A 24,649-nucleotide genomic window follows, 5' to 3' on the forward strand; every position below is an offset into this window, starting at 1 on the left:
ATAGCCGATTATTCTTGGCTGGTAAAACCTTACCTTTCTCATCAATTTTCTTAATTCAAAGCGGATTTCACTAAAAATTAAAGTTTTAATTTTGTCATCTACTAAGATATAGATATTTCATGGTTAATTTTCTTGTTAAAAAACGTTATCATTGCGACATTAAATAATGAGTGCTCAAGAATGATGTTAAAACAGTACTATCCACCAGATGAATTAAAATCCTTTGTTAGTTCTATTTTGATAATCAAAGAGTTTACAGAAGCAATTAAAATTTTCCCTGGAACAGGTGCTGAAATCTGGGTTTCATCAGATGCATTTCGCATGACAACTGATAACGATTCAATAACAGACCCTTACCAGCTGATTATTCCTAGGGTTAATACATTTACTGCTAGCCCTAATCATTCAAAAGTAATGGTATTACGTATTCGTCATGATGCCTTACGTTTTCTACTGCCTCAAAGAACATTAAACTATACTGACACCCCAATCGCACTAAATGAGATATGGAAAGACCGCTGGTTTGAAGCTTTAGCTAATTCTTCATTTAAAGAGTTGTTAGATTGCTTTAATAGGACTAAAGCTAAGAAAAAGCCTCACTTCATTGATGAAGTTTTAGAATTACTGTATCGAAATCCAACAAAAAAAATCACAGAAATTGCTGAAGAGACAGGATTACACGTCCGAGTCATTCAAAAAGAGTTTTTGAAAGAATACGGCATTACACCAAAAAGGTACCAGATCAATTGCCGCTTAGAACATGTTTTAAAAAGTATGGTAGTAGAACAAGACACCTACCGTTGGTTTGAAACAGGGTATTATGATCAATCCCACTTTTACCGTGATTTTAAAAGATACTTTACTATGACGCCGTCGGCATTTTTAAAATCGAGTTATTCGCTTTTTTACAATACAAAAACTAAGTACCCATTAAGATAGTTCTTAATACATAAGGAGAACGGAATGAGTATTGTTGTGTATGCCCAAATTACAACAGAAAGGACAGATGGGTATTTAACGAAAGAAATCGTTCGCGACTTAGCAAAACTGAGCCGCCGAGAGAAAGGATGCATTCAATATGATCTTATGGCTAAAGAAAATGGTTATATTGTTTTTGAGGAATGGGAAGACACTCAAGCATTAGAGATGCATAAAAATAGTCCGCATTTCAGGCGATTAGTTGAAGCAATTGAACGTGATAACGCCAGCTTCTCTGTCAACTTCAGTGAAAAATGATCTATTAATATTGAAAACCGGAACTAGTCATATTTTTTGATAATGTTAATTTTCATTATTTAATAGAACTTCATGACAGACATTCAATAAACAAAGACTAACCATATTTTATTTAGGCTATAGCATAAATCATTATAGCTATAGCCTACTTGGCTGTTTCTTCTGCTATTTTTCTTTAAAGTAAATAACGCGGTTATCACCTTTTACGTCTGTTTACTCTGTTTTCGCTATGTCCGCCATCTCTTCTGCTTGCTGTAGTAATTTTTCTTGTTCTTTTTGATTTAAAACACGCTCAACGGTATCAACAATAGCCTGAGTTTGAGGGTCTATCTCAATATTTATTTTATCACCCAACCGTTTTTTACCTAATGTTGTTCTCTCTAATGTTTCAGGGATGAGATGTACGCAGAACCGATTGTTGATTACATCTCCGACCGTTAAACTGATACCGTCAATCGCGACAAAGCCTTTATGCAAAATATATTTCATCAAAGATTTATCACGAATTGATAACCAAATCTGGTGGTTATCTTCAGATGTGAAGATCTTACTAATTTCAGCTGTTGTCATAATATGACCTGAAACAACATGGCCACCGATTTCGTCACCATATTTTGCAGCCCGTTCGATATTAACAACATCACCTTCTTGTAATTCCCCCAAGTTAGTTAATCTCAGGGTTTCTTTAATTAGATCAAAACTAACTCTTTCACCATCAATCTTTGTTACCGTCAAACAACAACCATTATGTGCAACGGAAGCCCCTGTTTCTAAACCTATAAGTAATTCTGGGGTAAATTTCATTACATGAGTTCGAAAGTTGGCCCTTTCTGTAATTTCAACAATAGGAGCAGTCGCTTGAACAATGCCTGTAAACATAATGATTCTCAGTGTAGTGGATTAATAGGCTCAGTTTACATCAGAATTGTTAGAGATCTATCCTATTTGAGTGATAAACAAAACGATAATAAACCTAGTATGTAACAATATATTAGGTTCTAAAATGCTCTTTTATAGTTTGTTACCATATCATTATTGGAATCCATTTAGAAACGGGATAGAATAAGCGGTTTTTAGCGATCGATGTGTTTTTAGTAACTCATTTATTTTTCTAGTTTTTTCTCTTACTTGCTTTTATTACAAAGGTGTATGCGTGCAGAAATATTTTACAGAAGCGCGTAGCTTGTTGGCACTTGGTATTCCTATCGTTTTAGCTCAATTTTCACAAACTGCAATGGGGTTTGTGGATACGGTTATGGCTGGAAGTGTTAGTGAAATTGAGATGTCCGCAGTTGCAGTTGGGTTTTCCATCTGGCTGCCAGCTATTCTTTTTGGCCAAGGAATTTTGATGGCATTAACCCCAATCGTTGCACAAATGAATGGGTCAGGCCGTCGCAACCTAATAGGCGACCAAATTCAACAAGGTCTATGGTTAGCGCTACTTTTAGCCTTAGGCATTATGTGCCTTCTTTATAACAGTCAGCTTATTATTAGCAATATGCCCCATATTGATAAAGAATTGGCAGATAAATCTGTCCGTTTTTTACATGCCATTATGTGGGGAGCACCAGGCTACTTATTTTACCAAGTATATCGTAGCCAATGTGAAGGGCTTTCAAAAACCAAGCCGGGGATGGTGATTGGTTTTCTTGGCCTAATGATTAATATTCCTATTAACTATATCTTTATTTATGGTCACTTTGGTGCACCTGCTTTAGGTGGTGTGGGTTGTGGTGTCGCCACTGCATCAGTGTATTGGGCTATGTGTCTGATGATGAGATGGTATGTGAAACGTGCTACTGCGCAGCGTGATATTCGCCCTACACTCTCTTTCACATCGCCAAATCCATTAATCTTAAAGCGAATTATCGTGTTAGGTACGCCTATTGGTCTGGCACTTTTCTTTGAAGTCACTTTATTTGCTGTCGTTGCACTGCTAGTCGCCCCATTAGGTGTTGTTGCAGTAGCTGGTCACCAAGTTGCGTTGAATTTCAGTTCTGTGATGTTTATGTTCCCATTATCATTAGGAATAGCAGCAACCATTCGCGTAGGTTATAACTTAGGACAGAAATCGACTGAAGCTGCTAAAGTTTCATCTTATACTGGTATTACTGTTGGCTTAATGGTCGCTTGTTTTACTGCAGTTCTCACCGCCGTTTTCCGTGAGCCGATTGCAATGATGTATAACAAAAACCCAGAGGTAGTTGTTTTAGCAAGCAGCTTAATGTTATACGCCGCTATTTATCAGCTGTCAGATTCTGTGCAAGTTATAGGTGCCGGAATTTTACGTGGTTATAAAGATACTCGTTCCATTTTCTTTATTACCTTCACCGCATATTGGTTACTTGGCTTGCCTTCTGGTTATATTTTAGCGTTAACTGATTTTATCGCACCGGCTATGGGGCCTAAAGGCTTCTGGATTGGCTTTATTATTGGTTTAAGTGCCGCTGCAATAGGAATGGCAACACGAATTATATGGATCCATAAGCAAACAGAGGATGTTGTCTTACTTCGCTCAGCTCGCTAATTGACGGTTTTTTAAGCTTTTTATTATGGGAGAAGATGTATTTCGCACCAGATAGTTTTAAATACGAACAAACTATCGCGAAAATACATTTTCCCCTTGCCAGATGAACTTCATAACGTTAATATTCATCCCCGTTGTCACCTAGATATCTTTTAGATGCGTCCGTAGCTCAGTTGGTTAGAGCACCACCTTGACATGGTGGGGGTCGGTAGTTCGAGTCTACTCGGACGCACCATTTCTAGTGAACACAATGTTAATTTTCAGCGCGTCCGTAGCTCAGTTGGTTAGAGCACCACCTTGACATGGTGGGGGTCGGTAGTTCGAGTCTACTCGGACGCACCATTTCAAATTAACACAATCAAATTTTCCAGTGCGTCCGTAGCTCAGTTGGTTAGAGCACCACCTTGACATGGTGGGGGTCGGTAGTTCGAGTCTACTCGGACGCACCATTTTATTTATCTCCCTGCTACCTAAAATTTCTCTTGATTGTCTATTATTATTCCCTTAATTTGTTGCGCAACAATTAACTTCCTTAATTTTAAATGAATTTTTGATCTGAATGGTCTCTTCTTTCAATTTCGTAAAATTTGATTTGTCTCACAGTTTTTTGTTGTCTATAATACTCACGCTGGCTGAAAGGTTTCACCAGTAGTAAATCAATACGTTAGCTTTAATTGAATTTGTCATCTACACTATAATAAGAAACAAAATGTGACAAATTTAAGTGTAATAATGCATTAAACACCAGACTGTCGCCTATTCTTATAAATGAGTTGCGCAACAAAATTTACCATGCGTACGATTTATAAAATGTACTAAGCATCGGCGACAATACCGATTTCCTTTATAACATTAGATAGACTGCCATGAAAAAAACCAAAATTGTTTGTACTATCGGTCCAAAAACCGAATCAGAAGAAAAACTGACTCAACTTCTTGATGCTGGCATGAATGTCATGCGCCTCAACTTTTCTCACGGTGACTATGAAGAACATGGTCAACGAATCAAAAACCTTCGTTCTGTTTGTGCCAAAACCGGCAAACAAGCAGCTATTCTGTTAGATACCAAAGGCCCTGAAATTCGCACCATGAAATTGGAAGGTGGTAACGATGTTTCACTCGTTGCGGGTCAAACTTTTACATTTACTACCAATACCTCTGTTGTAGGCAATAAAGATAAAGTTGCCGTGACCTACGCAGGCTTAACTTCAGATTTAAAAGTTGGCAATACCGTATTAGTTGATGATGGCTTAATTGGCATGAAAGTGACTAATGTCACTGCAACTGAAGTCGTTTGTGAAGTTTTAAATAACGGTGACCTCGGAGAGAAAAAAGGGGTTAACCTGCCAGGCGTTTCTATTGGCTTACCTGCATTAGCAGAGAAAGATAAAGAAGATTTAGTTTTTGGTTGCCAACAAGGTGTTGATTTTGTTGCTGCTTCATTTATTCGTAAACGCTCAGATGTCGAAGAAATTCGAGCTCACCTGAAAAAACATGGTGGTGAGAACATCCAAATCATTTCTAAAATTGAAAACCAAGAAGGTTTGAATAATTTTGATGAGATTTTAGAAGCCTCTGACGGCATCATGGTTGCTCGCGGTGACTTAGGGGTCGAAATCCCGGTTGAAGAAGTTATTTTCGCCCAAAAAATGATGATTGAAAAATGTGTTGCTGCGCGTAAAGTCGTGATTACTGCTACACAAATGTTAGATTCAATGATCAAAAACCCACGTCCTACTCGTGCAGAAGCGGGTGACGTAGCCAATGCTATTTTGGATGGTACTGATGCAGTTATGCTTTCAGGTGAAAGTGCGAAAGGTAAATACCCTGTAGAAGCCGTAACTATTATGGCGACTATCTGTGAGCGTACTGACCGCATCATGCAAACTCGTATCGATAATCAAAAACCAAGCCAACGCTTACGTGTCACTGAGGCTGTATGTCGTGGTGCAGTGGAAATGTCTGAAAAATTAGATGTTCCACTAATCGTTGTAGCAACCTACGGCGGTAAGTCTGCTAAGTCTGTTCGTAAATATTTCCCTACTGCACCAATCCTCGCGTTAACGACTAATGAAGAAACTGCACGTCAGTTATTGTTAGTAAAAGGTGTGATCCCAATGATAGTTGGCGGATTTACATCTACAGATGACTTTTATCGTGAAGGTAAACGCGCAGCTCTAGAAAGTGGATTAGCGGCTCCTGGTGATGCTGTTGTGATGGTTTCCGGTGCGTTAGTACAAAGCGGTACAACCAATACCTCTTCAGTTCACGTGCTGTAATTAAATTTTATTTGTCTTTTAAAAGGCCGATAGAGATCACTTCAAGATCACTTCATCTATCGGCTTTTTAATTTAAATTTAACATATAGTGCTGCCCTGATGTAACTATTCATTTATTTCATTTTCTCTAGTAAATATCTTATTGCTATTTAAGCGTAATATCATAAAACGCACTCAAATTGGTCAAATAACAACCTTCATTGATCTTAATTTAAATTTTTCTTCTTTTTCCTAGTACTAAATATAAAGTATTTCTAGCAAAACTTTATATTTAGTACTAGCATAAGACATAGTAAGTGCCATACCCTAATTTTCATTAGGTTGTTTTAAAGGGATATAGCAAGCTGTAAATAACAGTCTTAGCTCTATTGTTTGGTGACTTGCTTTTTATATTTTCAAGATAAATCAATCTAGAGGGTAAAATAATGATTCGTACTAAAATTGTACTGGGCTCTATCGTATTAGCTTCAGCATTACTAGCGGGTTGTTCTAACAGCACTGAAGTGCAAAAACTCTCTTCAGACGTACAAACTCTGAATGGTAAAGTTGATCAACTGAGCAACGACGTTCAGTCTCTGCGTTCTGACGTACAGACAGCTCAAGAAGAAGCAGCACGTGCTAACCAACGTTTAGACAACCAAGTTCGTACTTACAAAAAATAAGTTAGATTTGGTCGTTGTCTAGTTGAAACGGCGCTTCTTTGAAGCTAATAGTATTTATGAGGGCCTATGAAAATAGGCCCTTATTATTTGGAGTAGTTATTCAACTACAGAGGAAGAGCGATATTTAGTAGGAAGCACTGCGCTGACTTTATGGTCATAGATAGGCTGTGGCTGTGAAATAGTAAAAGGTTCAATAGGCACTAACCCTTCGTGCTGCGTTTCAGAGTCTGAAGAACTATTACCCTGATCATTATTCACACGCACAGGCATCCCAGAACGCCTTGCTAGCTCTTTTTCTACTAAAGCCTTATCAACCCCTTCATTTTCCAGAAAACGCTTGAAATCGTCAGTCAGTTTGATTGGCATTGTTTGTGGGTCATCATTACTTGTCCGAGATAATGGCTGATGCACCTCAATGTAATAACTGCCATCAGTTTCTTTGGAGTATTTTACAGGCTGATCAATAACTTGGACACGAGTTCCTTTTGGTACTGTCTTGAATAACGCTTCAATATCATCAGGACGTAAACGAATACAACCGGAGCTCACCCGCATACCAATACCAAAATCTGCATTAGTACCGTGGATCAGATATTCACCACGCCCATATGCTAGTCGTAATGCATACAAGCCCATTGGGTTTTCAGGACCTGCTGGAACGACAGCAGGAAGCGTTATACCTTCTTTAGCATAATTTTTACGGATGTTCGCCGTTGGCGTCCATGTTGGATCTTTAATTGATTGGCTTACTGAAGTTACCATTTCAGGTGTATCACGACCTAATTGGCCAATACCTATAGGGTAAACAATCACTTCTTCGCTGTTCGCCGGATAATAATATAAACGCAGCTCCGCTAAGTTAATCACAATTCCGGTTCTTGGCGTTGACGGTAACAACATTTGTGCTGGAATGATAAGCTCTTTTCCAGCTTCAGGAAGATACGGGTCCGTTCCAGGGTTTGCTTCAAGCATGCCTAGTAGCCCAATTTGGTGCTCACTGGCAATGGCTTCCAGTGGACGCCCGTCATTGGGTACGATATACGTGTAATTTTCCCCGATAAGTCGAGTGTTACTGTCAGGTAATGGATATTCTTTTGCTTGAGCTGGAGCCAATAAGGCGCTCATGACAAACAAACTTGCCACCGTCAAAACTCTTTTCATACCTACTCCAAGGAAAATAATGTTCTTACAATAATTCAATGATTATTGTTCATAATAGCAACTATCTCTCATATCTTTAATACTAAATAAATATTTTTATTAAGTATTAATATGGAAGTAGTCTTTTTATGATAACTAAATACGATGACTTTAATGAATTGCTCGGATAAAGAATAATACCCAAGAAGTAAAATATAAGAGAGGGAGCATAAGGCTCCCTCGGTAAGATTATACTAATTGTGCCGCTCGCGATAAAATTGTGCGGATCATCGCATTCAAACCTTGAGTACGTGAAGGTGTTAAATGCTGCTCTAATGCTAATTGTTCAAAAAATGACTTCACATCAAGTGCTAATATTTGTTGCGCTGTTTTACCTTGAAAAAGAATAATAACAATGGCAACTAGCCCTTTAACGATGGCTGCATCGCTATCACCTGCAAACGTAATTGTCCCGTCCGCTTGTTTTTGCATATCAATCCACACTTGGCTTTGGCATCCAGCGATTAAATTATTATCGCTTCTTTGTGCCTCAGAGAGTTCAGGTAAACGCCCCCCTAGCTCTATCATATAGAGGTAACGCTCCTCCCAGTCCTGACAGCGAGAGAAATTACGTAATAACTTACTTTCATCGGGTAATGCGGGCATGCTCAGTTCCTTTACCATCTGTTTCTTATGTGCTTAGCCTAACAATTTTTTGATGCGCTGTAACGCATTGCATAAAGAATCGATTTCTTCTTTGGTGGTGTATATCCCTACAGAAGCGCGGCACATAGCGGGAACTTGGTAATGTTCCATTAATGGTAAAGCACAATGATGCCCAGTACGGATTGCAATGCCATACCTGTCAAGGAAAGACCCAACATCATAAGCATGGTGCTTGCCTAAATTGAAAGCCAGAACACCTTCCCGTTGGTCATTGCCATATAATATAACTGAAGGTATTTCTTGCAATTTCTTAGAAGCATAAGCCATCACTTCAGCTTCATGAGCAAACACATCAGATAAATTTAGTGCATTTAAATAATCAAATGCCGCCCCTAAACCAATAATTGCGCTTACATTAGGTGTTCCCGCTTCAAAGCGCCAAGGTGCGTCAGCAAAAGTGATCCCTTTGGTCAGGCTGACTTGGCGGATCATCGCCCCACCACCTTCCCATGGTGGCATCATATCCAAAATAGCTTTTTTACCATAAAGGATACCAATACCCGTCGGGCCATATAGCTTGTGACCTGAAAACACATAGAAATCACAGTCTAAAGCTTGTACATCAACCTGCTGATGCATTGCACCTTGCGCACCATCAACCAATACCGTGATTTCACCGCCTTTTGAGGCAGCAATTGCTCGTGCTTGCTTGATTATCTCCTGTACGGGATTAACTGTTCCCAATACATTAGAGATATGTGTAAAGCTCAATAATCGCGTGCGTGAATCAATGACATCATTTAATACCTCTAACTGTAGCCTACCATCATCAGAAATTGGGATAACTCGGATTTCAAAACCAATTTCTTCAGCTAACATATACCAAGGTACAATATTCGCATGATGTTCCATTTCAGTGATGACAATATTGTCCCCTTCATGGAAATACTTTCGACCAAAACTATTTGCTACTAGGTTAATACCTTCCGTTGTGCCTTTAACAAACACAATTTCTTCATTTGAAGCTGCGTGAATGAAAGCGGCCGCTTTTTGACGAACCTCTTCCATCATTGTCGTGGCATTTGCACTGAGAGTATGTATACCGCGGTGAACCGCGGCATATTGATGCAGCGTAAATTCACTCTCTTTTTCAATGACTTGCAAAGGCTTTTGTGCACTTGCTGCACTATCCAAATAGACTAATGGATGATTATTGACAGACTGAGATAAGGCAGGGAAATCCTGCCTGACTGAAGCGACATTGAATAGCATGGGGATTAAACCTCCGCTAAGCGCTGGCGGATGTTTGCCATCACAGCGTGTTTTAACTCTTCCGATTCAATAGATTCTGTAAGTTCTGCAGCAAATGCGATGATAATCATATGTTTTGCTGCTTTACCCTCAATGCCTCTTGAACGCAGATAAAACAGTTGTTCGTCATCAATACGACCGACCGTTGCACCGTGACCACACTTTACGTCGTCCGCATAAATCTCAAGCTGAGGTTTAGTATCAATTTCAGCTTTTTCACCTAACAACAACGTATTGTTAGTCATCTGACCATCTGTTTTTAATGCATTCGGCGCTACTTTAATCATGCCATTAAAGACAGCTTTACTGCTATCCATCGCAATGACTTTATGTAGTTGGCGGCTATTACAGTAACCCTTATTGTGCTCCAAATACGTACGAGTATCTGCAATTTCATTGCCTTTAGGCAGCAATAAACTGTTAAGTTCAAATTCTGTATTTTCACCATCAAGGCGAGCACTGGTATGGTTTCGCGTTAATAATGCGCCAAGTAAAAAGCTCGTACTTTTCACCCGACTATCGCGCCCAATAACAATATCATTGTGAGCAAAATGCTGAGCCTGACCATTTTCAATATTTAACTTAAAGTGACTAAAATCTGCATTATCACCGACTTCAACCGTTAAACGGCTGCCCGTCATGTGCATTTGGTCATTCAAACTGACATAATGCTCAATCACTTGAGCTTTGCTGTTCGCATCTAACGTTAAATGGTAGCGATACTGGCTAATATTCGTAGCTTGTTTATCGCTGCTACCCGTTGAAATATTCAGCAGATACAATGGTTTCTCTGCTATTTTATTTGCAGCAAGATGAACAACTAACGGTTGTACCGCCAAGCTTTCTGTTAAATGCAAGAAAATCTCGCTATTTACAGGCGAAGGAAGCAAGTCTTGGTTATCAAGCAAAGACACTTGGAATGGCCCCATATCAATGGAGCTTAGTGCTGAACTATAGCGCCCATCAATTAAAACAAGGCGATAGGCGTCAATCGGCAGAGCCAATGCTTCACAGTCTTTTGCTTCAACATCGCTATCACTAAAACGATACTGAGCCTCAAGTACCGTATTTAGTGGTGTATAGTGCCAATCTTCATGGCGAAACGCAGGCAAGCCAACTTGTTTTGCCATTTCCCAATGCGTTTTAGCATGTTGAGAATTCACACCGTGTCGTTGCTCAAACAATTCAGAAAAACGTGACATTGCTTGCTCATTGAGCTTTGCAACTTCAGCACGTTTTTGTGCTCTTTCACTGTTGGTCAATAAGCCAGCCATAACCCTGCTCCTCCAGTTTTTTCGCTAAACTGAAATCACCTGATTTGATGATTTTCCCTTGATATAACACGTGGACAAAGTCAGGCTTTACATAATCCAAAATGCGTTGATAGTGGGTTACGATAATAAATGAACGTTCAGGCGAACGTAATGAATTCACACCGTTAGCCACAATTTTCAGCGCATCAATATCTAAACCGGAGTCAGTTTCATCAAGAATACACAATTGAGGCTCTAGAGCTGCCATCTGCAAGATATCGTTACGTTTTTTCTCACCACCGGAAAAACCCACGTTAACAGAACGAGCAAGTAAATCTTCTGGCATTTCTAATAATTTGATTTTATCTTCAATAAAATCTTGGAAATCAAAACGATCTAATGCTTCTTGCTGGCGATATTCTCTGACCGCATTAACGGCGGTTTGTAAGAAAAATTGGTTACTGACCCCTGGAATTTCAACAGGGTATTGGAATGCGAGGAAAACGCCTTCCCCTGCACGCTCTTCTGGATCTAACTCAAACAGGTCTTTACCTTTAAACGTCACTTCACCGCTATCAATTTCATACTCTTCGCGGCCAGCAAGTGTGGCTGATAATGTACTTTTACCAGAGCCATTTGGGCCCATGATGGCGTGAACTTCCCCTGGTTTTACTTCCAGAGATAACCCTTTTAAAATCTCATTACCTTCTACACTCACGTGTAAATCTTTAACACTTAACATATTTACATGCCTTTAGCGCCTTAGCGCAAATAAACTCGATTAGGATCAACCAACACTGTGCTCTAAGCTGATTGCCAGTAATTTTTGTGCTTCTACGGCAAATTCTAATGGAAGCTCCGAGAACACATCTTTACAGAAACCATTTACAATCATTGATATCGCATCGTCTTCGCTGATACCACGTTGTAAACAGTAAAATAACTGGTCTTCTCCAATACGTGAGGTTGTCGCTTCATGTTCGAGCTGTGCCGTATTATTTTTAACTTCCACATACGGGAAAGTATGTGCACCGCACTGTGTACCAATTAACATAGAGTCACATTGGGTAAAGTTACGAGCATTATGTGCACTTGGTAAAATTTTCACTAAACCGCGATAACTGTTTTGGCTTTTACCTGCTGAAATACCTTTAGAAATAATCGTTGAACGGGTGTTTTTCCCGATATGGATCATTTTCGTTCCGGTATCTGCTTGCTGATTACCATTTGTTAATGCAACAGAGAAAAACTCACCGACAGAGTTATCCCCCTTAAGGATAACGCTTGGGTATTTCCATGTGATGGCAGAGCCAGTTTCTGACTGCGTCCATGACATTTTTGAATTTTCACCTTCACACAATGCACGCTTAGTCACAAAGTTCAGGATCCCACCGGCTTCGCTATCTCCACCGGAGAACCAGTTTTGGACAGTCGAATATTTAACTTCGGCATCTTTATGAATAATCACTTCAACAACCGCCGCATGGAGCTGATAGCTATCACGAACAGGCGCAGAACACCCTTCGATATAACTGACATAACTACCTTCATCGGCAATTAAAATCGTACGCTCAAACTGGCCTGTTTTGGCTGCGTTGATCCTAAAATAAGTTGATAGCTCCATTGGACAATGTACGCCTTTTGGTACATACACAAACGTACCATCTGAAGCTACCGCCGCATTTAATGCCGCAAAAAAGTTATCATGGCTCGAAACGACTGACCCGAGATATTTCTGCACCAGTTCAGGGTACTCTTGAATAGCCTCACTGAACGAACAAAAAATAACCCCATGTTTGGCTAAGTCATCACGGTAAGTTGTAGATACCGAGACCGAGTCAAAAATGGCGTCAACCGCAACAGCCTTCCCTTCACGTACAGGAACACCCAATTGGTTAAAAGCTTCTTCAACTTCAGCCGTTAAATAATTATTGGTTTCCGCTACACCTGTGCCTTGGGTTGCACCAGATTGCGAACCACAGGTATCATCACATGAGCCACAAGATGGCGCAGAATAATAGCTATAGTCTTGATAATCGAGATTTGGGTAATTCGCTTTAAGCCAATGAGGCTCTTCCATGCCTTTCCAGTGATTAAAGGCATCAAGACGGAATTGGAGCATCCACTCAGGCTCATTACGTTTTGCTGAAATTGCGCGGATCACATCTTCGTTGATGCCTTTCGCCATTTCATCAGTCGCGACTTCGGTAAAGAAGCCTTCTTTATAACGCTGGTCATCAAGCCAGCTTTGAACATCATCGCCAACTTCTACATTGCTCTGTGACATAATCTGACTTCACATGTTAAACGCCGAAGCTTTCACCACACCCACAGGCATGTTGGGCTTTCGGGTTATTGAATTTGAAAATTTGATTCAGCCCTTCTTGGACAAAATCAACGACTGTGCCATCAATAAATGGCATTGCTTCTTTTGGCACATAAAGATGTGCGCCATCGAGTTCAAATAACAGGTGTTGCTCTGTTGGGTTTTCGATCATTTCAAATACATAACCAAAACCCGCGCAGCCGGACTGTTTTACGCCAAGTGAAAGCCCTTTAGTGTTTGGGTTTTGCACCATCAATTTTTTGATTTGTTTTGCAGCGCTTTGTGTCAGGCTAACTCCCTGCCAATTGTTTTCATCAAATGAAAATGTCTCTACACCGTCAGTCATATTGACCCCACATTTCTTATGGCTTTTCAGCCTGTTATCAGGAGATTAACTCTGCCTACCCTATGGTAATGATTAGCTAATTGACTTCAACCATTTGTTTTAAGAGGTTATAGCTATTTTAGCTCTTTTCTTGCTCATTATCAGGTTAAAAAACAAACAAGCACCTAGCAAAATAAGATTAACCCATTGATAAATAATGAATAAGTAGAGTTGTATTTTTTATTCAAATTTGTACTAAATAATACACTTAAATGACACAAATTAATAAAGATGCATTTATTATACAACTTAATTAACTTGATAAAAAATGAATTTATAGAAAGAATGGCCATATAACCATACAAGAACAAGGGTTTTATAGGGTGTTCTGGCATTTAATTAGCCAAAAAACCCTATATATAGAATGGTTATTATTCAAATAATACCGCAGTTGTCAGGCGAGAAGTACAACACAATTTGCCTTGTTCATTGAAAATTTCAATATTCCACACTTGCTGGCGACGTCCTAAATGAATAGGCTTACAAATACCTTTTACAACCCCTGAGCGAGCAGCACGAACATGATTTGCATTGATTTCCAACCCGACCACCTTTTGTTCCCCTTCCGAGCACATATAACCCGCAATTGAACCCAAGGATTCGGCTAACACAACAGAAGCACCGCCATGCAATAACCCAAAAGGCTGTTTGGTACGATGATCGACAGGCATTATTCCCTCTAAATAATCATCTCCAATTGCCGTGATTTCAATGCCAAGATGCCCTAACATGCAGGTTTTTGACATTTCAGCGAGTTGTTGCAAATTAAATTGACGTTTCCAAATCATTAAACTATCTCCAACAGTGCTTGAATCGGATGTTTTATCGATACATTTTCCATTCGCTTAACTTGGCTACGGCAAGAATAACCTGAACTTAAACAGCGATCTTTTGGCAAAGAAGACATCGCGCCTTTCCACGATAAATCATAAATTCCTTTTGAATTTTGAAGATTGGCCACTTCGTGCCCATAAGTCCCTGCCATGCCACAACAGCCAACACTAACATTATTTAATGTTTGCCCAAAGCGAGCAAATAACGCTGCCCATTGATTCGCACTATTAGGTAAAGCCGTTGATTCCGTACAATGACCGAAAAAATACCATGGTTGTGTCGAAGCCACTTGCACATTGTGTGGTTCAGGCAATGTCATTAACCACTCATGCGCCAACATCACCGTAAATTGGCACTGTTCTTTACCTAAAATTTCATGGTATTCATCGCGATAACAAAGTACCAGTGCAGGGTCAACACCGACCATTGGTAACTGTAATTTTGCCACTCGATTTAAAAAGTCCGCTGTCTTGCGAGCTGTTTTAGCAAATTTCGCTAAAAAACCTTTGATATGTTGCGCTTTTCCATTCGGTGAAAACGGTAACAATACAGGTTTAAGACCTAACTTTTCAATTAAGCGGACAAAATCTGCCACCACTTTGGCATCGTAATAGCTAGTGAAAGGGTCTTGAACCACCAGCACATATTTTTCACGCTGTGAATCCGCCATACTTTCAAGTTGTTCAAGCGTAACAGAAACCGCGGCATGGCCTGAAAGTTCTTGTTTTAATGTGGGTTGAGAAAATAACGGTAAATCCACCATACCAATGGTGTGTTGGCTCAGTTTTTGCACCACCAGTTGACGTAAAAAGAAATTAAATACGCTAGGTACCTTGGAAAGTATTGGTGCACTCGCTTCGACGTTTGCAACAATATGGTCCCGAATAGGTCGCAAATAACGCCCATGATACAATGCTAAAAATTTAGCTCTAAATGATGGCACATCAATTTTAATCGGGCATTGTGTTGAGCAGGCTTTACAGGCGAGGCACCCAGCCATTGAAGCTTTCACTTCATGAGAAAAATCATAATCCCCTTGCTTCGCACGCCAAGTATTACGGGTTTTCTCGATTAAGCCTCTTAATGAAGGCTGGTTGTGCGTAATTCCTTTTTCAAGGTGTTCTGGTGTAACGCCTTGTTCCGCTAGCAACCTTAACCATTCACGAACAAGTGTTGCACGGCCTTTCGGAGAATGGACTCGTTGACCACTCACCTTCATCGATGGGCACATTGGGCTCTTTACATCAAAATTGAAACACAGCCCATTGCCATTACACTCCATAGCACCACGGAACTCTTGGCGCATTTGGACTGGAATTTGCCGGTCATACGTTCCTCGCTTGATGTCATCAACCTGCTTCATCGGTGCATCCAACCCCGCAGGTGGGCAAATTTTACCTGGATTCAAACGGTTATCGGGGTCAAATGCCGCTTTAATATTCCGAAGCTCACCGTATAATACATCGCCAAAAAATTCAGGACTATATTGCGCACGGAAACCTTTCCCATGTTCACCCCACAAAAGCCCACCATATTTAGCGGTTAATGCCACAATTTCATCAGAAATTTGTTTCATCAATACTTCTTGCTGCGGATCACACATATCAAGCGCAGGACGGACATGTAATACCCCTGCGTCCACGTGACCAAACATGCCATAATTCAAGTTGTGACTGTCTAATAATGCACGGAATTCCACTATATAATCAGCAAGATGCTCAGGAGGAACACAAGTATCCTCAACAAACGGAATTGGCTTTGCAGCCCCCTTGCTGTTCCCTAACAGCCCAACTGCTTTTTTACGCATGTTATAAATGCGCGTAATATCTTCAAGGTCATGACAGGTTTGATAACCAATCACGCCGGCTTGGTTATTCGCCATTAACTCATCAAGCCGCTGACAAAGGCTTTCAGTTAATTGGTTAATTTCCGCTTCATCATCACCACTAAACTCAACAATATTCAGCCCCAACATTTCCTTATTTGGAATGTCAGTAATCAATGCTTTAACTGAGTGCCAAACAATATCTTCACGCGCTAAATTCAATACTTTCGAGTCAACTGTTTCAACAGACAAGGCTTTTGCATCAACCATAAAAGGTGCATTACGCAATGCGGACTCAAAAGAGTCATATTTGACGTTTACTAAGCGGCGTACTTTTGGCAAAGGTGTGATATCAAGCGTCGCCTCGGTAATAAAGGCTAAAGACCCTTCAGACCCAGTCAAGATACGGGTAAGGTCAAATTCTGTTAGTTCATCATTAAATACATGACGTAAATCATACCCTGTCAGGAAACGATTTAACTTGGGAAATTTTTCTTCAATTAATGGACGTTGCTCTAAACAGCGTTCTAATACTGTTTTATATATACGCCCCACTGTTGAATCTTCTGACGCAATCGTTTGGGCGAGTTCGATAGGCATAGCACGTGTATCTAGGCATTCTCCACCTAACACCATGGCTTTAACGCCTAACACGTGATCAGAGGTTTTACCATATACTAATGAGCCTTGACCTGATGCGTCAGTGTTGATCATTCCACCTAATGTTGCTCGGTTGCTGGTAGATAGCTCCGGCGAAAAGAAATAACCGTAAGGTTTGAGGTATTGATTTAATTGGTCTTTGATGACCCCAGCCTCAACTTTAACCCAACCTTGCTCTGGGTTTATTTCTAAAATCCTATTCATATAACGGGACATATCCACAACAATCCCTTCAGTTAAGGATTGCCCATTAGTTCCCGTCCCACCACCCCGAGGTGTAAAGCTGAGCTCACGAAATTTCGCTTGCCCCGCAAGCCGAGTGATAATTTGTACATCTGCACTCGAACGCGGAAATACAACCGCTTGGGGTAATAGTTGGTAAATACTATTATCTGTTGCCATGGATAAACGCTCAGCATAGCTGGTGCCGTTATCCCCAGTAAAACCCTGTTCTTGTAGCTCATGCAAGAACTCAATAACTAGATGACTAAGATGAGGAGCTTCTGATATACGCGGGATCATTATTAACGATGACTCTTGTTGTTTAGTGTTCGCATTACTCGTTATGTACTATCTTTATTTTAAGTTGCACAATAGTGTCTTAGGTCTATGATGGGTTACCTTCACAGCCTGTAAAGACAGCACAGCCGCTGATGACATTGTCATTATGAACCATATCACAATATTGTTTTTTTTAACCGTGAAAAAAAATTACGTTATTTTCACCTAAAAATTTGCCACAGACACAGAATTTTCATTTGTAAAGGACCAGTCATTAATGGAAAAATCGCAAAAACGCTTGGATCTTCCCAAACTTATTTTCGGCCTATTATCCATCGTTTTAATGATAGCAGCCTGCTTTTGGGTACTTAATCCATTTATTCTTGGCTTTGTATGGGCTGGAATGATGGTAATTGCTACTTGGCCACTATTATTAAGACTGGAAGCTCGCTTATGGCATAAGCGCTGGTTAGCTACATTGGTGATGGTTCTTCTTATATTACTGCTGTTCGTTATTCCATTGGGTATTCTAATTGGCAGTATCATTGAAAATAGCACACCACTTATTGATTTAGCGAAATCGCCGTCAAGCCTAACATTGCCTGATTTAGAATGGCTCAATACCATTCCAATGGTGGGTGAGAAAATTTACTATGCATGGCATAGCTTAGTCGCCAGTGGGGGGAATGCTTTACTTGCTAAAATTCAACCCTATTTTGGCCAAGCTGCTGGCTGGTTTGCTACACAGGCCATTAGCGCAGGAAGATTTGTTTTTCACTTGATGCTAATGCTGCTATTTAGTGGCTTGCTCTATCTTAAAGGCGAATCTGTCATGGTTAGCATCCGTCACTTTGCGGTCCGTCTCGCAGGGATCCGTGGGGATGCTGCCGTCGTGTTAGCGGCACAATCTATTCGAGCTGTTGCCCTTGGTGTCGTCGTCACCGCGCTAATTCAAGCCATCGTCGGAGGAATTGGACTTGCCTTGTCGGGTATTGGTTATGCGGCCATCTTAACTGTCTTGTTGTTTATATGCTGTGTGGCGCAATTGGGGCCTCTACTCATTATGGTGCCATCCGTCATTTGGCTATTTTGGACAGGTGATACGACATGGGGAATTATCCTTGCTATATGGGCCGCCGTTGTTGCCACTATGGATGGCGTTCTTCGCCCATGGCTCATTAAAATGGGGGCTGACTTACCAATGGTTCTGATCCTTGTTGGTGTTATTGGTGGAATTTTATCATTTGGCATGATTGGTTTGTTTATTGGCCCTGTTGTATTAGCCGTTTCATATAGCTTATTAAAAGCTTGGATGAATGAGGTTGCAGTTCCAAGTGAAGACTTAACAGAAACTGAAAAATTTCTAGAAGAAGAGTTTTCGATTAAAAAGTAGTACGTAGTTGATTAGTAGCAGGCATGTTCAAGCAAGACATGCCTGCTAACTTAATAAGTATTGCTCCATTAATATTTAGAAACAATATTTAACATTCTAACGTTAGTATTTAGTCTAATTTATGTTAACATAAATCTATTGAATTAATTCTCTTTAAGTAACAATGAGTAATATTAATATTGAGAGTGTTCTTAATGATTGTATAATATGAATAGTTTAATATTCTATTATTGAATCATATGGATATAAAAAGCGATGCCCCTCCCTTTTTAGGCATCGCTTTATTTAACTGAATTGCTGTGTGTAGTCTTTGCCTGTCAGCCCATGATAGGCTTTTTTTTTATCCTCATTTAATATGAATATTATTCATATCGTAATCAGAACATCACTTTATAATTATTGATTAATATCAATTTTTGACATAACTAGCAGTTTTCATACTCCTTTAGCGTTATATAATTAAATAACTTTCGTTATTTCTATTTAAGATATATTTTCTGTTCAAATCAAATACACAAAATAAGAGTAATTATATTCGTTTTTTATTTATACCTAAAAAGTATTATATGAATATTTATTTAGAACTGTTTGCTATCAACCTATTAATAATAGTATTAATCAATTTCTGTAATAGGTAATTTTAATCAAATAAATGCGAAGGCTGAATGTTATTCACATTCAGCCTTGATAATTAAAAAACGAGATAACTATTGATTCTCAGCTATCGTCAGCCATGTTTGTACCACGGTATCTGGATTCAAAGATAAACTATCAATACCTTCATCTACCAGCCATTGAGCAAAATCTTGATGGTCGGATGGCCCTTGACCACAAATACCTACATATTTGTTTTGTCGTTTTGCAGCCTGTATAGCCATAGATAACATGGCTTTTACCGCATCGTTTCGTTCATCAAATAACTCAGAAACAACACCAGAATCCCTATCAAGACCCAATGTTAACTGAGTCATATCATTCGAACCGATAGAGAAACCGTCGAAATGTTCGAGGAATTGATCTGCCAGTAAAGCATTTGATGGAATTTCGCACATCATAATGACTTTTAGACCGTTTTCACCACGTTTCAAATCATGTTTAGCCAGCTCAGCAACTACAGACTCAGCTTGTGCAACTGTCCGCACAAATGGGATCATAACTTCAACATTCGTTAACCCCATAGTGTTGCGAACACGTTTAACCGCTTCACATTCTAATGCAAAACAGGCACGGAAGCTGTCAGATACATAGCGCCCTGCACCACGGAAACCTAACATTGGATTTTCTTCTTCAGGTTCATAAATATCCCCACCGACTAAGTTGGCATATTCATTAGACTTGAAGTCAGATAAACGGACAATAACGCGTTTTGGCCAGAAAGCAGCGGCTAGAGTAGAAATCCCTTCGGTTAATTTACCGACATAAAATTCAATCGGGTCATCATAACCCGCCATCATTTGGCGAATTTCTGCTTGTAACTCAGGAGATTGCTGATCAAATTCCAGTAATGCCCTTGGGTGAACACCAATCATACGATTGATGATAAACTCAAGTCTAGCTAGACCCACACCTTCATTAGGTAAGCAAGCAAAATCAAATGCACGGTCAGGGTTACCGACATTCATCATGATTTTGACATCTAGATTTGGCATATCACTCACTTCAGAACTGTGAATTTCAAACGCCAGTTTACCTTCGTACACAAAGCCCGTATCACCTTCTGAACAAGAAACTGTCACTTCTTGGCCTTCTTGCAAACGGTCAGTCGCATCACCACAACCCACAACCGCAGGAATGCCTAATTCACGCGCGATAATCGCAGCATGGCATGTACGTCCACCACGATTCGTAACAATCGCAGCGGCTTTTTTCATGATAGGCTCCCAATCAGGGTCTGTCATATCGGTAACAAGTACATCACCCACCTGAATTCTATCCATTTCACTCAAGTTATGTATGACTTTAACAGCCCCAGAGCCAATACGATGACCGATTGCACGTCCTTCAACTAAAACTTGTCCTTGTTGTTTTAATTGATAACGCTCCATCACTTGTTGATTAGAGCGAACGGTTTCTGGCCTTGCTTGGACAATATACAAACGCCCATTATGACCATCTTTTGCCCACTCAATATCCATTGGGCGACCGTAGTGCTTTTCAATCTGTATAGCTTGGCGTGCAAGCTCTTCCACTTCGAGATCAGTTAAAGAGAAACGATTGCGTAGTGCTTCTGGCACATCTTCAATTTGTACTTGTTTACCGTGCTCTTTACTGTTGGCGTACACCATCTGTAATTTTTTAGAGCCCAGGGTACGGCGCACAATTGCAGGACGGTTATTGGCTAACGTTGGTTTATGGACATAAAACTCGTCTGGATTCACGGCGCCTTGCACCACCATCTCACCTAAACCATACGCAGAGGTAATAAATACGACTTGGTCGAAGCCCGATTCAGTATCAATCGTAAACATAACACCCGATGAGGCTAAATCTGAACGTACCATGCGTTGAACGCCCGCGGACAGTGCTACACCGCGGTGATCATAACCTTGGTGAACACGATATGAAATCGCACGGTCATTAAACAATGAAGCAAAAACGTGTTTAATCGCAACTAATACAGCGTCAATTCCTTGAACGTTAAGGAATGTTTCCTGTTGCCCTGCAAACGAAGCGTCAGGCATGTCCTCAGCAGTTGCCGATGAGCGGACAGCAAATGAAGCTTCCGCTTCACCTTCTGACAGTTGTGCGAAAGCATCACGAATATCTTGTTCCAACTCCTTCGTCAATGGTGTATCAATCACCCATTGACGGATCTGAGCACCTGCTACAGCCAGTTGGTTCACATCATCAATATCCGTTTCATCTAGCAGGTTATAAATGCGTTGATTTACACCGCTCTGCTCCAGAAAATCATTAAACGCCTGTGCGGTTGTCGCGAAACCGTTAGGTACGGATACTCCCAGATCAGATAAGTTAGTGATCATTTCACCGAGAGAAGCATTTTTGCCCCCGACACGGTCAACATCATTCATCCCTAATTGGTTATACCAAAGTACATTACACGGAGTGAGGCCATTTGTGGACATTGAAAGCGATCCTTTTATAGCAATTTAGTGACAGAGTACAAATCGTAAAAAATCTCGTTGGCGAAATTTCGCCTCGTGAAATAGACTAGCACAGACGCTAAGAGAAGATGGACTGGTGAATCGTTCCATCACTGAAGAAAACTTTTTTGTTCTAAAAATCGTTCAAAAAATGGCTATAGTTTCCCCTATAAACTAATTTTTAAACTTTAAACAAAGATAATATTTCCCAATATCCAGTGATAAATACAATAGAGACGAATAATGATGAGCGAATTAGGAGCAATGAATAATATGGTAAGCCAAGTTCAACGTACTGTTTTTTTTATTTCTGATGGAACAGCGATAACCGCTGAAACTTTGGGGCACGCCGTACTTTCTCAATTTCCTCTGTCATTTATTTCTTATACTCTGCCGTTTGTAACAAGCGAAGCTCGTGCACATGAAATTAAGCAAAAAATAGATATTATCTTCGAAGAAACCCAGTTGCGTCCTTTAGTGTTCTATTCGATTATCTCCCCTGAAGTTAAGCAAATCATTACCCAGAGTGCAGGTTTTTGCCAAGATATCGTCCAAAGTCTAGTCGCCCCAATTCAGAAGGAAGTCGGCCTAGAACCTGAGCCAAAACTCAACCGAACCCATGGCCTATCCATGCAAAATATGAATCAATATGATGCACGTATAGCTGCTATTGAATACACACTGGCTCACGACGATGGGATTTCTTTACGAAATTTAGACCAAGCTCAAGTGATACTAATTGGTGTTTCACGTTGTGGCAAAACGCCAACAAGCCTCTACTTAGCGATGCAATTTGGTATCCAAGCGGCAAATTACCCATTTACGGCTGATGATATGGATAATTTACAATTACCTGCAGCATTACGCCCATATACACATAAATTGTTTGGTTTAACTATTAGCCCTGAACGGCTAGCAGCTATCCGCGAAGAGCGCCGTGAAAATAGCCGTTATGCATCCATAAGGCAATGTCGTATTGAGATAGCTGAAGTGGAAGCTTTATTTAGACAAAATAAAATCAACTACTTAAATACAACTAACTATTCTGTTGAAGAAATTTCAGCAAAAGTGATTGATACCATGGGCTTACAAAGACGAATCTTTTAATGAATACAAATAAAAAAAATATTCATTCCTGCTAAGTTGGAGGTTGAAATTAAGCCATATTCGTTTATTGTGATCTTAATCACTTATAGGGCATACGCCTATTAAAGTTCTTTGAGAAAGAAAATGCACAAAACTGATGAATTACGTACTGCGAGAGTGGACAGTTTAATTACCCCACAAACTCTTGCTGATGAGTTTCCTATTTCCCAAAAAGTCGCTGAAAACGTGACAGCGTCACGAAAACGCATAGAACAGATATTATCCGGCCAAGACCCACGTTTACTGGTCATTGTCGGCCCTTGTTCCATTCATGACATTGATGCCGCTATTGAATACGCTAAAAAACTAAATGTGTTAAGAGAGCGTCATCAAGACCGTTTAGAAATTGTCATGCGAACTTACTTTGAAAAACCACGTACTGTCGTTGGTTGGAAAGGGTTAATTTCTGACCCTAACCTCGATAATTCTTGCCAAGTCAACACTGGTATCCGGTTAGCTCGTAAATTATTGATTGAAGTTAACCAGTTAGGGTTAGCCACGGCAACCGAATTCCTTGATATGGTCACGGGCCAATATATTGCCGATCTCATTAGTTGGGGAGCAATTGGCGCTCGCACAACAGAAAGCCAAATCCACCGTGAAATGGCATCCGCATTGTCCTGTCCTGTAGGTTTCAAAAATGGCACCGACGGCAATATTAATATTGCTATTGATGCGATAAGAGCTGCAAAGGCGCAGCATATGTTTTTATCGCCGGATAAGAATGGCCAAATGACCATTTACCAAACCAGTGGTAACCCGCATGGCCATATCATTATGCGTGGCGGTAAACAGCCTAATTACACGGCTGGTGACTTAGCAGCAGCCTGTGACAAACTGCGTAAATTCGAATTACCAGAGCATTTAGTGGTCGATTTCAGCCATGGTAATTGCCAAAAAATTCATCGTCGCCAACTCGAAGTTGCACGAGATATTGCGGAGCAAATAAAAGATGGCTCGACCGCTATCAGTGGAGTGATGGCAGAAAGCTTCTTAGTTGAAGGCACACAAAAAGTGGTTTCTGACCAACCGTTAGTTTATGGCCAATCTATTACCGACCCATGTCTTGGCTGGGAAGATACCGAACAACTTATTGAAATTCTTGCTCAAGCTGTTGAGTCACGCTTTAAATAAGCCAAATCATTCCAATTTTTTTATTATGAGCCCTTTAGTGAACATAGAAACTAAAGGGCTTTTATATTTACAAAAAAAATAATTATCATTTAATGCATAATTAAATAATATAATAATCTAATTAATAAAATAAATACAGAATTTTAATCCAAAAAATCCTTGACCCACCTCGCGCCAACGATAATAATTCTCACTACAAACTAATTTATCCGTTAGAACTTCTGTAGCCTAGCCCATTATTCGCTACGACATTACAGGGCTAAATAG

At 40.1% G+C, this 24,649-nt stretch carries 19 protein-coding genes and 3 tRNA genes; 11 read left to right on the forward strand and 11 right to left on the reverse strand.

Translation table 11 applies throughout. The features are described 5' to 3' along the window. Positions 1 to 180 precede the first annotated feature (180 nt). Positions 181 to 939 carry a helix-turn-helix transcriptional regulator gene (locus tag M1F17_RS12000; protein ID WP_004263811.1) on the forward strand — a complete coding sequence of 253 codons (759 nt, stop codon included), beginning with the start codon at positions 181 to 183 and terminating at the stop codon, positions 937 to 939. A gap of 24 nt (positions 940 to 963) precedes the next feature. Further along, a complete protein-coding gene (locus tag M1F17_RS12005; RefSeq protein ID WP_004263806.1) occupies positions 964 to 1,236 on the forward strand; it encodes a putative quinol monooxygenase in 273 nt (90 codons plus the stop codon). 213 nt (positions 1,237 to 1,449) lie between these two features. Here M1F17_RS12005 and M1F17_RS12010 read toward each other — a convergent pair whose 3' ends face one another. After that, a complete protein-coding gene (locus tag M1F17_RS12010; RefSeq protein WP_004263802.1) occupies positions 1,450 to 2,115 on the reverse strand; it encodes a riboflavin synthase in 666 nt (221 codons plus the stop codon). 274 nt (positions 2,116 to 2,389) lie between these two features. Here M1F17_RS12010 and M1F17_RS12015 point away from each other — a divergent pair, with 274 nt between their 5' ends. The 6 genes from M1F17_RS12015 (at position 2,390) to M1F17_RS12040 (ending at position 6,704) form a co-directional block, all read left to right on the forward strand. Then, positions 2,390 to 3,763: an MATE family efflux transporter gene (locus M1F17_RS12015; protein WP_094961762.1), complete on the forward strand. Its 1,374-nt coding sequence runs from the start codon at positions 2,390 to 2,392 to the stop codon at positions 3,761 to 3,763. Between the two features lie 158 nt (positions 3,764 to 3,921). Then, positions 3,922 to 3,998: transfer RNA gene (locus M1F17_RS12020), tRNA-Val, on the forward strand. A gap of 30 nt (positions 3,999 to 4,028) precedes the next feature. Continuing rightward, positions 4,029 to 4,105: transfer RNA gene (locus M1F17_RS12025), tRNA-Val, on the forward strand. A gap of 30 nt (positions 4,106 to 4,135) precedes the next feature. Further along, a tRNA-Val gene (locus M1F17_RS12030) sits at positions 4,136 to 4,212 on the forward strand. A 417-nt stretch (positions 4,213 to 4,629) separates the two neighbouring features. Further along, the gene (gene pykF, locus M1F17_RS12035) at positions 4,630 to 6,042 is read left to right on the forward strand and encodes a pyruvate kinase PykF (RefSeq protein ID WP_318836995.1); all 1,413 of its coding nucleotides are present in this window, start codon (positions 4,630 to 4,632) and stop codon (positions 6,040 to 6,042) included. A 425-nt stretch (positions 6,043 to 6,467) separates the two neighbouring features. Next, positions 6,468 to 6,704: a major outer membrane lipoprotein gene (locus M1F17_RS12040; RefSeq protein ID WP_004263789.1), complete on the forward strand. Its 237-nt coding sequence runs from the start codon at positions 6,468 to 6,470 to the stop codon at positions 6,702 to 6,704. 96 nt (positions 6,705 to 6,800) lie between these two features. Here the strand turns inward: M1F17_RS12040 and M1F17_RS12045 are convergent, their stop codons facing one another. The 9 genes from M1F17_RS12045 to M1F17_RS12085 form a co-directional block, all read right to left on the reverse strand. Beyond that, entirely contained in the window at positions 6,801 to 7,865 is a 1,065-nt protein-coding gene (locus M1F17_RS12045) for a L,D-transpeptidase family protein (protein WP_004263785.1), read from the reverse strand. A gap of 228 nt (positions 7,866 to 8,093) precedes the next feature. Continuing rightward, complete coding sequence (gene sufE, locus M1F17_RS12050) at positions 8,094 to 8,510, reverse strand: cysteine desulfuration protein SufE (RefSeq protein WP_036958665.1); 417 nt, start codon at positions 8,508 to 8,510, stop codon at positions 8,094 to 8,096. 33 nt (positions 8,511 to 8,543) lie between these two features. Then, positions 8,544 to 9,782 carry a cysteine desulfurase SufS gene (sufS, locus tag M1F17_RS12055; RefSeq protein WP_094961760.1) on the reverse strand — a complete coding sequence of 413 codons (1,239 nt, stop codon included), beginning with the start codon at positions 9,780 to 9,782 and terminating at the stop codon, positions 8,544 to 8,546. A gap of 5 nt (positions 9,783 to 9,787) precedes the next feature. Continuing rightward, positions 9,788 to 11,095, reverse strand: coding sequence for a Fe-S cluster assembly protein SufD (gene sufD, locus M1F17_RS12060; RefSeq protein ID WP_110591616.1), 1,308 nt, complete (start codon positions 11,093 to 11,095; stop codon positions 9,788 to 9,790). After that, positions 11,070 to 11,816 (reverse strand): Fe-S cluster assembly ATPase SufC, encoded by a 747-nt coding sequence (gene sufC / locus M1F17_RS12065; protein ID WP_004263776.1) that lies wholly within the window; start codon positions 11,814 to 11,816, stop codon positions 11,070 to 11,072. The genes sufD and sufC overlap by 26 nt, the downstream gene beginning before the upstream one ends. Positions 11,817 to 11,861: 45 nt before the next feature. Beyond that, positions 11,862 to 13,361: a Fe-S cluster assembly protein SufB gene (sufB, locus tag M1F17_RS12070; RefSeq protein ID WP_004263774.1), complete on the reverse strand. Its 1,500-nt coding sequence runs from the start codon at positions 13,359 to 13,361 to the stop codon at positions 11,862 to 11,864. A gap of 16 nt (positions 13,362 to 13,377) precedes the next feature. Next, positions 13,378 to 13,746 (reverse strand): Fe-S cluster assembly scaffold SufA, encoded by a 369-nt coding sequence (gene sufA / locus M1F17_RS12075; protein ID WP_004263773.1) that lies wholly within the window; start codon positions 13,744 to 13,746, stop codon positions 13,378 to 13,380. 410 nt (positions 13,747 to 14,156) lie between these two features. Then, positions 14,157 to 14,573 (reverse strand): 1,4-dihydroxy-2-naphthoyl-CoA hydrolase, encoded by a 417-nt coding sequence (gene menI, locus M1F17_RS12080; RefSeq protein ID WP_094961759.1) that lies wholly within the window; start codon positions 14,571 to 14,573, stop codon positions 14,157 to 14,159. Then, positions 14,573 to 17,626 carry an FAD-binding and (Fe-S)-binding domain-containing protein gene (locus tag M1F17_RS12085; protein ID WP_094961758.1) on the reverse strand — a complete coding sequence of 1,018 codons (3,054 nt, stop codon included), beginning with the start codon at positions 17,624 to 17,626 and terminating at the stop codon, positions 14,573 to 14,575. The genes menI and M1F17_RS12085 overlap by 1 nt, the downstream gene beginning before the upstream one ends. A 256-nt stretch (positions 17,627 to 17,882) precedes the next feature. On the opposite strand from M1F17_RS12085, the gene ydiK reads away from it, so the two are divergent. Continuing rightward, complete coding sequence (ydiK, locus tag M1F17_RS12090; RefSeq protein WP_004263767.1) at positions 17,883 to 18,998, forward strand: AI-2E family transporter YdiK; 1,116 nt, start codon at positions 17,883 to 17,885, stop codon at positions 18,996 to 18,998. 707 nt (positions 18,999 to 19,705) lie between these two features. Here ydiK and ppsA read toward each other — a convergent pair. Then, positions 19,706 to 22,084 carry a phosphoenolpyruvate synthase gene (gene ppsA, locus M1F17_RS12095; RefSeq protein ID WP_004263765.1) on the reverse strand — a complete coding sequence of 793 codons (2,379 nt, stop codon included), beginning with the start codon at positions 22,082 to 22,084 and terminating at the stop codon, positions 19,706 to 19,708. A 261-nt stretch (positions 22,085 to 22,345) separates the two neighbouring features. Here ppsA and M1F17_RS12100 point away from each other — a divergent pair, with 261 nt between their 5' ends. Together M1F17_RS12100 and M1F17_RS12105 are read left to right on the forward strand one after the other, a co-directional pair. Next, positions 22,346 to 23,209: a pyruvate, water dikinase regulatory protein gene (locus tag M1F17_RS12100; RefSeq protein ID WP_004263762.1), complete on the forward strand. Its 864-nt coding sequence runs from the start codon at positions 22,346 to 22,348 to the stop codon at positions 23,207 to 23,209. A 123-nt stretch (positions 23,210 to 23,332) separates the two neighbouring features. Further along, a complete protein-coding gene (locus tag M1F17_RS12105; RefSeq protein WP_004263759.1) occupies positions 23,333 to 24,382 on the forward strand; it encodes a 3-deoxy-7-phosphoheptulonate synthase in 1,050 nt (349 codons plus the stop codon). The last annotated feature ends 267 nt before the right edge of the window (positions 24,383 to 24,649 follow it).

This window comes from Providencia sp. PROV073 (assembly GCF_033688125.1).
GTDB classification, from domain to species: domain Bacteria; phylum Pseudomonadota; class Gammaproteobacteria; order Enterobacterales; family Enterobacteriaceae; genus Providencia; species Providencia hangzhouensis.

What these genes read in the sequence shown, in the direction of transcription:
- M1F17_RS12000 (WP_004263811.1), top strand. Translation starts at nt 181, where the DNA reads ATGATGTTAAAACAGTACTATCCACCAGATGAATTAAAATCCTTTGTT.
- M1F17_RS12005 (WP_004263806.1), top strand. Translation starts at nt 964, where the DNA reads ATGAGTATTGTTGTGTATGCCCAAATTACAACAGAAAGGACAGATGGG.
- M1F17_RS12010 (WP_004263802.1), bottom strand. Translation starts at nt 2,115, where the DNA reads ATGTTTACAGGCATTGTTCAAGCGACTGCTCCTATTGTTGAAATTACA.
- pykF (WP_318836995.1), top strand. Translation starts at nt 4,630, where the DNA reads ATGAAAAAAACCAAAATTGTTTGTACTATCGGTCCAAAAACCGAATCA.
- M1F17_RS12040 (WP_004263789.1), top strand. Translation starts at nt 6,468, where the DNA reads ATGATTCGTACTAAAATTGTACTGGGCTCTATCGTATTAGCTTCAGCA.
- M1F17_RS12045 (WP_004263785.1), bottom strand. Translation starts at nt 7,865, where the DNA reads ATGAAAAGAGTTTTGACGGTGGCAAGTTTGTTTGTCATGAGCGCCTTA.
- sufE (WP_036958665.1), bottom strand. Translation starts at nt 8,510, where the DNA reads ATGCCCGCATTACCCGATGAAAGTAAGTTATTACGTAATTTCTCTCGC.
- sufS (WP_094961760.1), bottom strand. Translation starts at nt 9,782, where the DNA reads ATGCTATTCAATGTCGCTTCAGTCAGGCAGGATTTCCCTGCCTTATCT.
- sufD (WP_110591616.1), bottom strand. Translation starts at nt 11,095, where the DNA reads ATGGCTGGCTTATTGACCAACAGTGAAAGAGCACAAAAACGTGCTGAA.
- sufC (WP_004263776.1), bottom strand. Translation starts at nt 11,816, where the DNA reads ATGTTAAGTGTTAAAGATTTACACGTGAGTGTAGAAGGTAATGAGATT.
- sufB (WP_004263774.1), bottom strand. Translation starts at nt 13,361, where the DNA reads ATGTCACAGAGCAATGTAGAAGTTGGCGATGATGTTCAAAGCTGGCTT.
- sufA (WP_004263773.1), bottom strand. Translation starts at nt 13,746, where the DNA reads ATGACTGACGGTGTAGAGACATTTTCATTTGATGAAAACAATTGGCAG.
- menI (WP_094961759.1), bottom strand. Translation starts at nt 14,573, where the DNA reads ATGATTTGGAAACGTCAATTTAATTTGCAACAACTCGCTGAAATGTCA.
- M1F17_RS12085 (WP_094961758.1), bottom strand. Translation starts at nt 17,626, where the DNA reads ATGATCCCGCGTATATCAGAAGCTCCTCATCTTAGTCATCTAGTTATT.
- ydiK (WP_004263767.1), top strand. Translation starts at nt 17,883, where the DNA reads ATGGAAAAATCGCAAAAACGCTTGGATCTTCCCAAACTTATTTTCGGC.
- ppsA (WP_004263765.1), bottom strand. Translation starts at nt 22,084, where the DNA reads ATGTCCACAAATGGCCTCACTCCGTGTAATGTACTTTGGTATAACCAA.
- M1F17_RS12100 (WP_004263762.1), top strand. Translation starts at nt 22,346, where the DNA reads ATGATGAGCGAATTAGGAGCAATGAATAATATGGTAAGCCAAGTTCAA.
- M1F17_RS12105 (WP_004263759.1), top strand. Translation starts at nt 23,333, where the DNA reads ATGCACAAAACTGATGAATTACGTACTGCGAGAGTGGACAGTTTAATT.